At 48.3% G+C, this 14,976-nt stretch carries 9 protein-coding genes; 7 read left to right on the forward strand and 2 right to left on the reverse strand.

Annotation, left to right across the window (positions count from 1 at the left end):
* The first annotated feature begins 199 nt into the window (after positions 1–199).
* The 7 genes from AAC022_RS18175 (at position 200) to AAC022_RS18205 (ending at position 12,626) form a co-directional block, all read left to right on the forward strand.
* Positions 200–637: a hypothetical protein gene (locus AAC022_RS18175; protein ID WP_339733348.1), complete on the forward strand. Its 438-nt coding sequence runs from the start codon at positions 200–202 to the stop codon at positions 635–637.
* Positions 638–1,064: 427 nt separating this feature from the next.
* Positions 1,065–4,049: a DUF1553 domain-containing protein gene (locus AAC022_RS18180; RefSeq protein ID WP_339733349.1), complete on the forward strand. Its 2,985-nt coding sequence runs from the start codon at positions 1,065–1,067 to the stop codon at positions 4,047–4,049.
* 52 nt (positions 4,050–4,101) lie between these two features.
* Positions 4,102–5,511, forward strand: a complete 1,410-nt coding sequence (locus tag AAC022_RS18185) for a DUF1501 domain-containing protein (RefSeq protein ID WP_339733351.1) — start codon at positions 4,102–4,104, stop codon at positions 5,509–5,511.
* A 318-nt stretch (positions 5,512–5,829) separates the two neighbouring features.
* Entirely contained in the window at positions 5,830–6,813 is a 984-nt protein-coding gene (gene pheS, locus AAC022_RS18190) for a phenylalanine--tRNA ligase subunit alpha (RefSeq protein ID WP_339733352.1), read from the forward strand.
* A gap of 53 nt (positions 6,814–6,866) precedes the next feature.
* Positions 6,867–9,323 carry a phenylalanine--tRNA ligase subunit beta gene (gene pheT / locus AAC022_RS18195; RefSeq protein WP_339733354.1) on the forward strand — a complete coding sequence of 819 codons (2,457 nt, stop codon included), beginning with the start codon at positions 6,867–6,869 and terminating at the stop codon, positions 9,321–9,323.
* Between the two features lie 367 nt (positions 9,324–9,690).
* Positions 9,691–10,296, forward strand: a complete 606-nt coding sequence (locus AAC022_RS18200) for an ECF-type sigma factor (protein ID WP_339733355.1) — start codon at positions 9,691–9,693, stop codon at positions 10,294–10,296.
* The gene (locus AAC022_RS18205; RefSeq protein ID WP_339733356.1) at positions 10,296–12,626 is read left to right on the forward strand and encodes a bifunctional serine/threonine-protein kinase/formylglycine-generating enzyme family protein; all 2,331 of its coding nucleotides are present in this window, start codon (positions 10,296–10,298) and stop codon (positions 12,624–12,626) included. The genes AAC022_RS18200 and AAC022_RS18205 overlap by 1 nt, the downstream gene beginning before the upstream one ends.
* A 54-nt stretch (positions 12,627–12,680) precedes the next feature.
* On the opposite strand, the gene AAC022_RS18210 is transcribed toward AAC022_RS18205, so the two are convergent.
* Complete coding sequence (locus AAC022_RS18210) at positions 12,681–13,376, reverse strand: hypothetical protein (protein ID WP_339733357.1); 696 nt, start codon at positions 13,374–13,376, stop codon at positions 12,681–12,683.
* Between the two features lie 169 nt (positions 13,377–13,545).
* A complete protein-coding gene (locus AAC022_RS18215) occupies positions 13,546–14,487 on the reverse strand; it encodes a DUF1559 domain-containing protein (RefSeq protein WP_339733358.1) in 942 nt (313 codons plus the stop codon).
* Positions 14,488–14,976: the final 489 nt, after the last annotated feature.

Raw genomic sequence — 14,976 nt, forward strand, 5'->3', positions numbered from 1 at the left:
GTGGGGCAAATGATTTTATTTGCTACCACGAACGGCACGAAAACACACGAAACTTTTAGTTGGTGAGAATCTGATCGGGGTTGAGAGTGGCTGGCTGGCTGGATTGTGCTGTGGTTCTCTAGGTTTCCTGCTCGCTGCGCTCGGCCCGAATGTGCATTCGGGCCTACCCATTAAAGAAGGTCGGAGAGTCGGTCTCTGGATGAATGTGTCTGTTTTTATTGTGCGTCTGCACCTGTTCCAGATCTTCATCTCTGGGGTTGGGGGTATTTCTCGTAGAATGTGTGTTCCGCCAGCTTGCTGGATAGGGGATGTGTTGAGCGTTGTCTCCGAATTGTTTTGTTTTCGATTTAAGGCAGGATGTGAGCTGATGAAATTTCTTTTTCTTGTGTTATTTATAGTGGACTATTTTCGAAAAGGGCGTGGGGTGGTCAAGAGGGAGCGGGAAAAAATGGTGTTTGAATCGCTTGTGATGTGCATCGATGTTGTTGTGAACGTGGCTGATGCCGGGGTGATTGTGGGGCGAAGTGGGTCGATAACTGAGGTGCAGGTGAGCAGGGTTTTCTTAAATCTGGCTGAAACGAGCGGTTTTTCTCATGTTGGTTTTCGGCTGGTTCCATTTCTTCACCTGACTCTTTAGTGCTCACGCGCGCGACACACAACTGCAGAGGATCATCGACGACGGCGCGATGCTGTCAAGACGTTTGTTTTCACTGAAAATTGTGAGAGTTCGCGAGGTTGTGGATGTGAGTTTATGCTGTCTCAGGTTTACTTAATCTGATTCAGCCGCAAAATCGGGAGTTTGTTTAGAGAGTTAAAAAATGTCCGTGATCTATTTTCTGCGAGTCTGGTATGTTCTGAGTGGGAACTGGCGAAAACTGCTTAAAAGTTGCCTGAATTTAGTTCATAGATCGGCGTTGATGCGTTATACTGGACGATGATGGAAATTCAGGCCTGATCAATGTTTTTGGTTCCCTCCCGGTCTGAATTGCAAACTCGAAGAGTTCGCTTTCCCAAAGCGACTTGATTGCGTTCCTATTTGAAAAGCTTCGAGAAGGAGAACTGCCTTGCGTCCTTTCCTGAATTTATCTTGCCTGCTGTTGCTGGTGACTGCCTTGAATGGTTTCAATGGGCAGTCAGTTGACGCTCAGGTTCAGTCTCCCCAAGTGGCTCCTCAAAACCAGCAGGCGGGGGTTGAGTTTTTCGAAAACAAAATTCGTCCGGTGCTGGTCGAACATTGTTATGACTGCCATTCGGGAGAACCCGATCCGGAAAATGCTTCGTTTGTGTTGGATACCCGCGCCGGAATTCAACAGGGAGGCGATTCGGGAAAAGCGGTCGTGCCGGGGAATCTGAAGCAGAGTTTGATTCTGCAGGCACTGGAACACGACCCCGAATTTTATGCGATGCCGCCGGATGAGAAACTGCCCGCGCAGGTGATTGCCAATTTTCGCAAGTGGATTCAAATGGGCGCCCCTGATCCTCGGAAAGGAAACGTACCAAGCAGTCCAAAGCAGAAAACCGAACTCGCGTTTGATTTTGATAAAGAACGTGAGTTCTGGTCGTTTCGACCTTTGAAAACGCCGATGGTTCCCGAGGTGAAAAGTGAAGCTTGGTCAGAAAGTGCGATTGACCGATTTGTCAAAGCGAAGCTGGACGAGAAAAAGCTGACTCCCGTCGAGATCGCGGATCGCCGGACACTGGTGCGTCGCGTTTATTTTGATCTGACCGGTTTGCCACCGAGTGCAGACGACATTTCGAAGTTTGTGAACGATCCCTCTCCGCAGGCGTATGAGCATCTGATTGATCGCTTACTCAATTCGCCGCTCTATGGTGAAACGTGGGGCCGCCATTGGCTGGATCTGGCTCGCTATGCGGATTCGAATGGCTTGGATATTAACCTGACGTTTTACAATGCCTGGCGGTATCGGGATTATGTGATCCAGGCATTCAATGAAGATAAGCCTTACAATGAGTTTGTTCGTGAGCAGATTGCCGGCGATCTCCTGCCTTATGAGAACGATGATGAGCGGACGCGGAACATAGTCGCCACCGGTTTTCTGGTGATGGGCGCGAAAATGCTCAGTGAGCGGGATAAAGAAAAACTGCGGATGGATGTGGTCGATGAGCAGATCGACGTCACCGGCCGGGCGTTTATGGGAATGACGCTGGGTTGTGCCCGCTGTCACGATCATAAATTCGATCCGATACCGATGACTGACTATTATGCATTGGCCGGGATCTTTCGCAGCACGGAGACCGTGCATGGGAATCGTTTGAATAATCAGTTTGTATCCGGCTGGATGACGCGTCCTTTGCCGATCAAGCCAGAACATGCGGCAGCGCTCAAGAAGCATGCTGCCGATCTGAAAACACTGGAAGATAAGTTAAAAGCCGACTCTGATCAGTTCAAGCAGTTGAATGGAGATACCAAACAGCAGAAGCGATTGAAAAAGCTCGCCGGGATTGTGGTCGATGATACCCAGGCTATGAAGACGGGCGCGTGGAAAGAATCGGTTTACTCGAAAAATTATCTGGGCGTCGGTTACGTGCATGATATGAACGAAGATCAGGGGAAGAAGACGATTCGCTTTACCCCGGATCTGCCCGCTGCTGGCAAGTATGAAGTCCGTTTTGCGTTTGCGGGCAGCAAGGGCCGTGCGGATCGCGTGCCTGTGACGATTCATTCGCTGCAAGGAGCGAAAACGGTTTACGTCGATCAGACACATCCGGGACCGATTGATGGTGTCTTCACTTCACTCGGCAGTTTCGAATTTGACGCGGGCAACGCAGGGGCCGTTGAAGTTTCGAACAAAGGGGCTTCTGGTTACGTGGTTGTTGACGCGATGCAGTTCATTCCGCAATTCAAATTGCCGAAGCAGAATGCTGTGTTGGTCGCGAAAAAGCCGACTGCCAGTTCGGAACAAGCTGCCCGGGTAGCGAAAATCAAAACACTGGAAGCGAGTATTAAAACACTGACCGCACAGATCAAGACATTGAAAGCGAATTCTCCACCCGCAGCGCCGATGGCGTTGGCCGTGGGTGAGCAGCCAGATCCTGCGGACTATCGGATTGCCCGGCGGGGCAATATTCACCAGCTGGGTGATAAAGTTGATCGCGGTTTTTTGACAATCGCGTCGATTCAGGAGCCGCCTGAAGTCAGTCCGCGACAGAGTGGGCGGTTGGAACTGGCGAACTGGTTGAGTCAGACACAAAACCCGTTGACCAGTCGCGTGATTGTAAATCGGGTGTGGAAGCATCTGTTCGGAAACGGACTGGTACGGAGCGTTGATAACTTTGGTCACCTGGGAGAGCAGCCGACGCATTCGGAGTTGCTGGACTATCTGGCACAGCAATTTGTGTCAGAAGGCTGGTCGATCAAGACCTTGATTCGTGAGATCATGGTGAGCCGGACCTATCAATTGCGTTCGGAGTTCAATGCGGCGCAATATCAACAGGATCCCGGAAACCATTATATCTGGCGGATGAATCGCAGACGCTTGTCAGCGGAAAGTATTCGCGATGCCGTGCTGTCGATTTCCGGCAAGATTGATTTGAAACAGGGGGGCTCCTCGGTGGCTCATTATCCGGAGCAGGCCATCAGTCCCAATAAGAATGCCAAGCTGAAACAGAACCCTTCCGAGTTTCGTCGGAGCGTCTATTTACCCATCGTGCGGGGTAATGTGCCGCCTTCATTGACGGTGTTTGATTTTCCGGCTCCCGAGATGTTGGTCGGCAATCGTCCGGTGACGACAGTGCCTGCGCAGGCGCTCTTTATGATGAATAGTCCGTTTGTGGTCGGGCAGGCGCAGGCGACAGCCGAGCGGCTCTTGAAAGATTCTTCGCAGACTGATCGTGAACGAGTTTCCCAGGTATATCTGGCTTGTCTGGGTCGTGATGCGACGGCAACTGAGCAGGCAGAAGCATTGCAGTATATTGATTCTCTGGTGAAATCGGATATGAATTCCGACAAAGCGGCTGCTCGGGTGAAGGCCTGGGCCTCTTATTGTCAGATCTTGTTTGCCTCGACGGAATTTCGCTTTTTGAATTGATGTTCGAATTATATTAGCAGCTAGTGCTCACTTTTTATAAGAATGAATGGCTATGCAACCACTCAATTTATCTCGTCGGCAAATGTTGAAGTCATCGGCTTGCGGATTTGGTTATCTGGCGATGGCGGGCTTAAGCTCTGAAGCGGCTTTGAAGGCTCAATCTCCTTTGCTGTCTAAAACGCCGCACTTTGAGCCCCGCGCCAAACGCGTGATCTTTCTGTTTATGCATGGCGGTCCGAGTCAGGTCGATACGTTCGATTATAAGCCACGTTTAGCGAAAGAAGACGGAAAGCGTCTGCCTTTCAAAGCAGCGAAAAACATTGAGAAATCGTCCCAGGCAAACTTGCGTCTGATGAAATCTCCCTGGAAATTCAAGCAGCGGGGAGAGAGTGGGCTTTGGATTTCTGAGCTGTTTGATAACGTGGCCGATCATGCAGACGATTTGTGTGTGATCAATTCAATGCACACGAACGGACAGTCGCATGGTCAGGCGGTGATGAAACTGCATACGGGTTCGGACAGTCTGGTACGGCCTTCGGTCGGTTCGTGGATGGTGTATGGTCTGGGAACGGAAAATAATAACTTGCCCGGCTTCATTTCGATTTGCCCTTCGCGCGGTCATGGAGGCGTTCGAAACTTTGGAAGTGCGTTCTTGCCCGCCGTCTATCAGGGGACGGCCATCGGTGACGCTGATACTGCGGCCAAGGAAGCACGCATCCGGTTTCTGGCGAACGACAATTCTTCCGAGTCACAACAGCGAAAACAACTTGGTCTGTTACAGGCGATGAACGAGCGGCATTTGAAGCAAGTCAAAGTTGACCAGGAAATTGAAGGCGTGATCAACTCTTATGAATTGGCGTTCCGGATGCAGTCAGAAGTTCCCACGTTGATGGATCTGTCGGCTGAGACCAAAGAGACGCAGGATCTTTATGGAATCAATGAGAAGACGACGGAGAACTTTGGTCGTCAATGTCTGATGGCACGCCGCTTTGCGGAAGCAGGTGTGCGTTATATTGAAGTCGCGCTGGGGAATAATCGCTGGGACCAGCATAGTGGCTTAAAGAAAGGGCATGAACGGAACTCGCAAATGGTGGATAAACCGATTGCCGGTTTGCTTGCTGACTTGAAACAGCGCGGATTGCTGGAAGACACACTCGTCGTATGGGGCGGCGAATTCGGACGGACACCGATTGCGCAGGGGACCAATGGTCGGGATCATAATCCGCAAGGTTATTCGATGTGGTTGGCAGGTGCGGGAGTGAAACGGGGGCACGTGCATGGTGCCACCGATGAATATGGCTATTATGCGACGCGCGATAAAGTTCACATCCACGATTTACACGCCACGCTATTGCACCTGATGGGCATGGATCACAAGCGGCTGACATATCGTTATGCAGGTCGTGATTTCCGATTGACTGACGTTTATGGTGAAGTGGTGCATGAGATTCTCACGGGTTGAGAAATCGGCCTGATTCGACGAACTCTGTGAGAGGGAACCAGAGGCTGGCTTTTTCTGTCCTTATTACAAGGTGTCCGATCTCGGATTGTGTCGCGGATGCATAGGAATCGTTAAGCACAGCGGTACACAGGGCTTCGGATGAATGGAGTTCACTCTGTTTTTAGGGTGGTTGCAGAATTTCATCGGAATAGTTACAATCCCGGACTTAGGGTGGACTTTGCGCGCAACTCGTTATCTCTTCATGAGATATGTGCGAGTTACTGATCCGTAAAGTGCTGAATCTACTAACAGAGAAATTCAAGAACCTGAAGAATTACAATGTCTGACAACAATGACGCGCTGGTAGAAGCGGCGATGGAAAGCATCGCGGCCGCACAAACTCTTTCAGAACTGGATGAAGTGCGCGTCCAATACCTGGGAAAAAAGGGGAAGCTTAAATCCCTGCAGGCCCAGTTGAAGTCGTTATCACCCGAGGAAAAACGTGAGTTTGGAAAGACGCTCAATACGATTAAACAGAGCATCCAGACTGGACTGACTGAAAAAAAATCTCAGTTGGAAGAGAGCGAAAAGTCGGGTCCTGATATCGAAGCCATTGATGTAACGCTGCCCGGCGTTCGTGCCTTATCAGGCCATCGGCATCCGCTGATGACGACGATGGAAGAAGTAAAATCGATTCTGATTGGTCTGGGATTTCGCTACGATGATTATCCCGAGGTGGAAACGGAATTCTTTAACTTCGATGCATTGAATACACCCGATTGGCATCCGGCGCGTGATATGCACGATTCATTTTATACCACCAAAGGGAATGTATTACGGACTCATACTTCTGCCTTTCAAACGCGGGCGATGAAGAACTTTGGTCCACCTCCTTTGCGATCGATGACTTCAGGTCGCTGTTATCGGCGGGATGAAATTGATGCCTCGCACTTTCCCATTTTTCATCAACTGGATGTGATTGCCATTGATGAGAATATTAGCTTTGCTGATCTGAAATGGGTCTTGTATCAATTAGCCAGCGCTTTGTTTGGCGACGATGTTCAACTCCGTTTCCGTCCCAGTTATTTTCCATTCACAACGCCGAGTGCGGAAGTGGATGTAATGTTTAACGGCAAATGGCTGGAAATTCTGGGAGCCGGGATGATTCGTCCTGAAGTTCTGGAAGCCGGCGGGGTCGACTCAGAAAAATGGCAGGGATTTGCCTTCGGCCTGGGACTGGATCGGATGGCGATGATTCGACACGGGATCACTGATATCCGACTGATGTATGAAAATGAAGAAGCGTTTTTGCGTCAGTTTTAATGAACATTTCCTGGTAAAAGCTGGCACGATATTTCTGGCAGAGAGAGAGAAAGATGCGAATAAATACTGGTTGGTTGCGCGATTATCTATCTGAAGATTGCAAAGAGAGCGAACTGCTTGATGCCTTCATGACGGTGGGCCTGGAAGTCGAAGAAGAGCATGATCTTTCACAAGTGTTGGAGCCGATCAAGGTTGGTTTTATTCGTGAGAAGAAGCCTGTTGGTGACGCGGACCACTTGTTTGAGTGCCTGGTTGAAATTGAAAAAGGCAAGCTGGTTACGATTGTTTGCGCCACTGCTCATCCGGTTGAGATTGGCTGGGGCGTTCCCGTCGCGGTTGCCGGCACGAAGCTGCCAAGCGGTGCATTGATCTCCGAAGGGAAATTCAAAGGCATTCGTTCTGAAGGGATGATCTGCCTGGATGGCGAGCTGGGCCTGATCGCCAAATCATCTGGTTTACAGGTCTTCAAAGATGAAGCGACGCTCGGTGCAAGCCTGCCAGCTGCTTCCCCGTTTCAGGAATCATTAGTCGAAGTTTCTGTGCTGCCGAATCGTCCTGACTGTCTGGGAATGATCGGGATCGCCCGTGAAGTGGCAGCTGTGCTTGATATGCAGCTGAAGTATCCCAGCGCGCGGGTGATTCAGCCTGCTGCAAATCAGAGTGAATCTGTCGCGGTTGAAATTGATGATACTTCGCTGTGCTCGCGGTATGCCTGCCAGGTGTTTAATGGGGTTCAGGTTCGCAGCTCACCGCACTGGTTGCAGAGTCGCCTGCAAACAGCGGGCTTGCGTCCGATTAATAACGTGGTCGATATTACCAACTTTGTGATGCTGGAATGGGGACAGCCCTTACACGCATTCGATTTCGATTCCTTGAAAGGAAACCGGATTGAAGTCCGCCGTATTCGCAAGGATGAAAAACTGAAACTATTGGATGAGTCGGAAGTGGATGGCGCACAGCAACCGTTGGTCATCGCTGATGCCGAGAAGCCAATTGCACTCGCGGGGATTATGGGGGGCTGGGATTCCCAGACAACCGAGAGCTCAAAACGCATTTTGCTGGAAGCCGCCTGTTTTGATCCGGTATGTATTCGGACTTCATCGAGGAAGCTGCGGATCAGCACTGATTCTTCGTATCGCTTCGAACGTGGGACTGATCCGAATGACATGTTGAGCGGTGCGTTTAACCGTGCTGCGGAATTGCTTCAGAATACAGAACTCGCTCAGGCTCAGCCAGCATCGGCGATCACAGATAGTTATCCGAGTGTACGCGAACGGACGACATTCGCTTTGGATTCTGGTCGGTTTTCGAAGCTGTTAGGTACGGAGATCAGTGACGAGCAAATTAAAGAGTGCCTTTCCAAGCTGGAAATGACGCACGATGATAATCTGACGATTTCAGTTCCGACCTGGCGTGTGGATGTGAATAATGAAGTTGTACTCGCCGAAGATGTCGCGCGACTCTTGCGGTATGACAGTATTGTTATGAAGCCGATGGTGGCGACAACGACGAAAGGTCGTGTTTCAGAAACAGACGGGCTCAGAACCAGCGTCGCGATATTTTTGACGAGCAACGGTTTCCTGGAATGCCGCACGCCTCCGCTTACGACGGAGCAGGTTGCCTTATCGTTCAGTCAATGGCCCGGCGATTCGATTCAGGTGCAGAACCCAATTTCCAAAGAAATGACGACACTCCGCCAGAGCTTGGTGGGAAGTTTGATTGAAGTGGCGGAGCGGAACGCGCGACGCGGCGCGAGCAGTTTTCGGTTTTTCGAGATTGATCGTACATTCCGTCAGAATGCGGAATTGATTGATGAACGCTGGATGATTGGTGGTGTGCTGGGAGGTCCTGTAAATGATTCTGCCTGGATTGCAGCCGAGAAGGAGATTGATTTTCTGCGTGCCAAGGGGCTGGTTGAAAATCTGTTTGCTCATATCAGTGTTGATGCGATTTCCTATGAAAGTGATTCGCCCGCGAAGGGGTATCTTGCTGAAGAGTTCGCTGCGATTAAGCACGGGGATCAGCGGATCGGCGCACTCGGAAGAATCGACTTGAATGCACTGGGGATTAAGGACCGTGCACGCGTGCCTTTGTATGGATTCGAATTGGATCTCTCTGCGTTGGTTCAGGTGAAATCGCCCGCTCGAATGTTTAGCGGCCTGGCGCGGACGCAGGTGATTGCCCGCGATATTTCGATCCAGGTGCCGATCGATTTACGTTACGCTGAGATTGAAGCATCGCTGGAAAATGCGTTTTCGTCTGCGGTCGCGAATTTGCAAGTCGAGCCACGCAAAGAGAGTGACGCACCGGTCGAGCTGAATCCAAAACTGGAAAGCGTCATTTGTGTTGATACTTTCACGGGTGAAAGTATCGGGGCCGATGCGATGAGTTTGACGATTCGGATGATGTTCCGCGATGAAGCACATACGCTTACTTCAGGCGAGGCACAACAGTTGATGGATTATGTTGTCAAGCAGCTCCACACCGAGCATGGCGCGATTCAGCGGTAATGATTCATTCTAATCAGTCTTGTTTCCGTGTTGTCGTTTCACTCGACAGTACGAGGCTTTAAGCTATGCGCGTCGAGACTCAGGCGATTTCCATTTTCTCTGCAGCGTTTGTTTCTCTGGCGTTTCATGTAGAGATATGATTTCACAAATAGTTACCTGGTTTGATAGTAAAACCGTGAATTCTGGTCGCTGTGGATCAAAAAATTAGAAAATGATCCAACAATAGCTAAATGAAGCTCGTACAAAAAAAATGTGTCATTCTGTGATAACGCTGGATATTACATCAGGGAGTTGGGTACGATGGGGAGTATGCTAACGTAAGTTTCTCACTTGATTTAACGTTTCAATCGACATCAGATGGGCCATCATGATGGAAGAGCAGGATCGATATTCTGTCACGAACTGGGTGAAAGCCCTCAAAGAGGGGGAGGCCGATGCCGCTCAGAAATTGTGGGATCGGTATTTTGGGAAACTGGTAAATCAGGCCGAAGCTCGTATTCGCAATTGTCCTCAAGGAAGTCTCGAAGCAGAAGATATTGCTGTTTCTGTATTTGAGAGTCTTTGGCGCGGTGCCAACGAAGGGCGGTTCGATAAGATACACAATCGTGATACACTCTGGTGGATGCTGCTGGCGCTGACAAAACGAAAGGCAGCCAGCCATATTCGCAAAGAAACGGCTCTCAAACGCGGCGGGAACACCACTCCGAAGTCATTAAGTAATTCTGAGGACAGTGGTTATACTTTCGAGCAGTTGGTGTCTGACGAGCCGACTCCTGAATACCTGGTGATGCTTCAAGAAGAATATGAAAAATTATTAGGCATTTTACGTGATGATCAACTTCGCGAAATTGCGGTTCTCAGATTGGAAGGATACACAAGTCTGGAAATCAGCAAGCAGTTGAAGATCTCGATTCCCACGGTAACGAGGAAGCTGCGGTTGATACGTGCTGCATGGGCAAGAGAGTTGGAGTAATGATTTCTCCTGATTCAGATCGACCGATCGATGCGGATTATGTTTTAGCAAATCAGATTGATCTGATTTGTGATGCCTTTGAGTCTTCCTGGAAGACAGGGGGTCGCCCTCAGATTGATGACTATCTGTCTCAGGTTGAGCAATCATCTCGTCCTGAGTTACTGGTAGAGCTGGTTCGCTTAGATTATGTCTACCGGTCAGAGCAGGGGGAAAAGCCATCCTCCGATGAATATATTTCTTTATTCCCCGATTACTCTGATGTGTTATTAACCCGCGTCAATGAGTTTTCTTCCGTGGGGCGGGACTTTTCCGAAGCACCTCTCAAAATCGGTGAGATTGAACTACTGGAAAAGGTGGGCTTTGGTGCGTTCGGAACGGTCTGGAGAGCCTGGGACCTGGAGCTCAAACGTCAGGTCGCCGTTAAGCTTCCTTCATCCAAGTTGCAGGGAAAGCAGCAAATAGAACTGTTTCTCCATGAAGCCCAGGCGGCTGCGAAGTTGCATCATCCGAATATTGTCCCCGTTTATAGTTCCGGCCAAATAGACGGTCGCGGATATATTGTCTTTAAGTATATCCAGGGACAGACTCTTCGCGCGTATTTAGAAAAACAGACTCTCCCATTTGAGCAGGCCGCTCGAATTTGCCTGGCATTAGCAGAGGGATTGGAGCACGCCCATCAACGAGGGGTGATTCATCGCGATCTCAAGCCAAGCAATATTCTGATTGATGAAGCTGGAGAGCCGCACATTACTGATTTCGGGTTAGCCAAACGCATTGATCTGTCGGCCAGCCTGGCGAATTCCGGAACCGTATTAGGAACATTGGCCTACATGAGCCCCGAGCAGGCGCGGGGACGCTCTTCTGAAATCGAAGGCCCTTCCGATATTTATTCAATGGGAGCGATTCTGTACCGCGTACTGGCGAATAAGGTTCCCTTTGATGGGGAGCCTCATGAAGTGCTGCAAGATATTCTGAGCAAGGATCCGGTTCATCCTCGTAAGATCAATGCATCGGTTCCTCGTGATCTGGAGACCATTTGTCTCAAAGCCCTTTCGAAACACAAACGGGATCGCTATCAAACCGCGAGTGAGATGGCCGCTGATTTGAAATTGTTCCTGAGCGAGAAGCCGATTCAGGCACGTCGTATTTCATTTTTAGGGCGGTTATGGCGGCGAGTGAAACAGAAACCGGTTGTTTTCGGTCTGTCAGCCTGTGTTGCTTTCGTCTCCATACCTTTGGTGTGGCAGCTCTTTTCACCTCCCCCTTTTCCCTCAGACGTTCCAATTGTGACGTTGAATACGGAACCAGAGGGCGCTTCGGTGGCATTTATTCCCCTCAGCAAAAAAAACGGAGAGCCTTTACCCGAACAGATCATTCATGCCAAAACTAAGTCTCCTGTCACGCTCCCACTGGAACCGGGTGATTATCTGGTGGTGGCTTACTTTGATAATGAACGGTTTCACGAAGTCTATCGGCATGTGCCAGATAAGCATGAAGGCATTCCTGAAGTATTTAGCCATCGCGTTTTTAGACGAGACAAAAATCACCACAACCATATCAGACTTACTTCCATAAAGATTCAAAATTCAAAAGAACTGACCAAGGATATGGCGTACCTTGAGGATTCGAATCGAACGTCTTTTGGTGGGGATGGAAAATACTTTCTACCTCAGCACTACCGTAACATGCCTGGTTTTTGGATGGACACTAGGGAGCTTTCTGTAGAAAATTATACAAAGTTCTATGAAGCAAATCCGAACCTACGGCCTCCTGGAAGAGAAGGTCCTGATTATGCGGTGTTGTTTGATTATGATATGGCCGTGAATTTAGCCGAAGAAGAAGGCAAACGTCTGCCAACAGAATTCGAGTGGGAGTATGCAGCAACGCAAGCTGGTAAGGCGGATTTTTCCTGGGGAAACCAATTACCTGAGGAATCACAATTAATTCAGGACCAGTTCTTACCTGTTGGCTATCCCTTGTTTGACCTGTTGCCAACGACTCCCCCAATTTTTGGCCTTTGTTCCAATGTAGCTGAATGGACTTGTACCCAGGTTTACTCTCATTCCAATGAGAAATTAGAGTCTTCATATGAAACTCCCACTTCTTTAAGAAATCATCGTGTCGTTCGAGGTGGAAGTGACTCAGTGATCATTGACGGGAATCCCATCGTGAATCGTAAGAATCGTGATCCTCTATTGCGATCCTTTGTGCATCGTAGTCAAGCTTATGTTGGATTGGGTGCGCGATGTGTGAGGAGTGCACGTCCCCGACTAAAGCTAGAAGATTTTGTTTCAAGTCCATCTCAAGAAAGAAACGAACCTCAGAATTAAACAAACCTGAGGCTCGTTCGGAATTATCCCTTTGAATGGCTCTGGATATTTTATCTAGGGAGCCAGAAAGACAATTGCTTTTTTCAGTTTGCCATTTGGATCTTTCATCTCCACTATCGCTTCTCGTACATTATTATTTTTCTTTGTATATATAGGTTCTTTTCCTGGTGGATCAGTTGATTCAAACCCAACAAGAATCAGTCGTGGATCTTCGAGCTTAGGATTAATTTTTAATCCGTAGTCATTGGCAATGAGCATGAAATCAATTTCAATGAAGAACATCTTGACTTTGATCGTCTCTTTTTTTCCCCCATTTTTAGTGACTTCCATCTCAATAAACTTAGGGGTATGCTTAGTGCATTGATGATATTTTGAATCAAAAAGTCGGTTAGAATTATACTGAATTGGTTCATTTATAATTGGCTGAGGTGGTGTTGGTCGCGGTATTGGAGAAACATGAATACAACCACCTCCGGTACAACCAATTGTCTGGCAAATACCATAAGTATAATTCGGTCCAGGTAAGTAGATCGGTTCTGGATTCTGGCAACCTGGTCCAGGAGCGGGATTTGTTTCACCAATCCAAAAGGTTCCGACATCAATCAAACCACAAACACAAGGATGAACCTTGGGGGCACAAGGTACGCAAGGTACACAGCGTCTCACATGTTTCCAGCGCTTCTTCTTGGCAAAGAGCGAACTGCTGAATAACACAAAAAAACAGAGGCTGATACACAAACAACGTTTCATGACTTTCTCCATAAAAACTAAGCATAGAGGATAGGGGCGATATTTACGCTTAGAACGCCCCGGAAAGAAAGGGAGCCACGCTCCCAACATTTGTGATAGAGTTTTTCTGACTTGCTCTGAGAATGAGCATTTTAGCGTGTGAGATTGAGAGAGTAGTTTAGCGGTTTTGTTAAAACTCTCCGACAGGATAGCCATCGTCGCGGACAGCCAGTCGCTTCAATGTGGTCAGATTGATATTTTCACTGACGAAACGAGCTGAACCATCTGCCAATAAGACCATGACTCCCCCTTCATGAGCAGACGCAAGGGGGTTGTTGGGGCCGTGGTTATTACGTATGCCTGGTTGATCATAGTTTGAGTTAGGCGAATAGCGAATCGTTGTAATGTTGTAACAAGGAGGAGGGAAGGCCAGGTTCGTCGGTTCATAATTGGGAGGTGTATCTTTTCCGAATGTACCTGTGATCCAACTCATTGGATATGCCCCTCCCACATGTTGCTTATCTCTGTTATCGTCAAGAATAAAGTTGGACGCTTCGCCTACCACGATCATATTGGATGTACCATCAGAGATGTCTCGTAGTTTTATATTCGCATTGGGAATCAAAATTCCATCTGCTGAGAGAATCCCATCGGGAGGGCTGATCGGACTACAGCAAAAAGAAATTCGTTTGGCTGGAAATCCATCCTCATTGGAGGCACCTGAGATACCCACATAGGATGGCTGCATATGCATGTAAATTCCCATTGGATGAGTTTCTTCTAAAGGACTAGACGGACAACGCATTGCCTGGATGATCACCCCATCCAATAATGGACCATTCTTTACCCACGAAAAAAAAGGAAAACCATTCTGAATTGAATCATGATCGAATTGCTGATAAAGATTCCCTTGATCAAGCGCCGGCAACAAACCAGGCCAGAACGAGAGGCCAAATCCATTTTGAGACCGTGCACCGATAGGAAATGAATAATGAGCGTCATGATAATTATGTAGCGCAAGGCCAATTTGTTTGAGATTGTTTCTGCATTGAGTGCGTCTGGCTGCTTCGCGGGCCTGCATGACTGCTGGTAAGAGCAGAGCAATTAGTAAGGCGATGATGGAAATGCTCACGAGCAGCTCTATCAGAGTGAATGCGCGTGGAGGTCTGGTAATCTTCAACATTTGAGTGGCCCTTTTGTTGAGAATCAGGATGAGGCACTTGGTGTAGTTGTACGGATGAATCCAGTTTAAGAAATTATGTTTAGTATTCAACAAAATACTTGTAAATTTGTTTTTTGGTGCAAAATGTTTTCTTTGAGGTCGATAATCTGTTTTCTCAGGTTTTCATTGCTTCGTTTTTCTAAGTGATAAACCGCAGAGAGATCTGGTTCATGGTCAGTAAGAATCATGAATCTTAAGATGTTTTGTTTTTTTGTAAGTGTAATTTTGTTTGCAATGGATGTTTGTGGATTAGCTTGGTTGTTCTCTTTTTACCTTCGTTTCAACGGGTAAAACTCAGGTAGTAAACGTGTATGCTATGCAGCTACCTGGGTTTGCTTGGCATTAAGTAAACGGGATTGAAAAGTGGTACTGTAAATCGGGACATTGTGAATCAGAAAT

It is taken from the genome of uncultured Gimesia sp. (assembly GCF_963976445.1).
Taxonomy (GTDB): Bacteria; Planctomycetota; Planctomycetia; order Planctomycetales; family Planctomycetaceae; genus Gimesia.

Excerpts from the sequence above, each read along its gene's own strand:
- AAC022_RS18175 (WP_339733348.1), top strand. The coding sequence starts at position 200 with ATGAATGTGTCTGTTTTTATTGTGCGTCTGCACCTGTTCCAGATCTTC.
- AAC022_RS18185 (WP_339733351.1), top strand. The coding sequence starts at position 4,102 with ATGCAACCACTCAATTTATCTCGTCGGCAAATGTTGAAGTCATCGGCT.
- pheS (WP_339733352.1), top strand. The coding sequence starts at position 5,830 with ATGTCTGACAACAATGACGCGCTGGTAGAAGCGGCGATGGAAAGCATC.
- pheT (WP_339733354.1), top strand. The coding sequence starts at position 6,867 with ATGCGAATAAATACTGGTTGGTTGCGCGATTATCTATCTGAAGATTGC.
- AAC022_RS18200 (WP_339733355.1), top strand. The coding sequence starts at position 9,691 with ATGATGGAAGAGCAGGATCGATATTCTGTCACGAACTGGGTGAAAGCC.
- AAC022_RS18205 (WP_339733356.1), top strand. The coding sequence starts at position 10,296 with ATGATTTCTCCTGATTCAGATCGACCGATCGATGCGGATTATGTTTTA.
- AAC022_RS18210 (WP_339733357.1), bottom strand. The coding sequence starts at position 13,376 with ATGAAACGTTGTTTGTGTATCAGCCTCTGTTTTTTTGTGTTATTCAGC.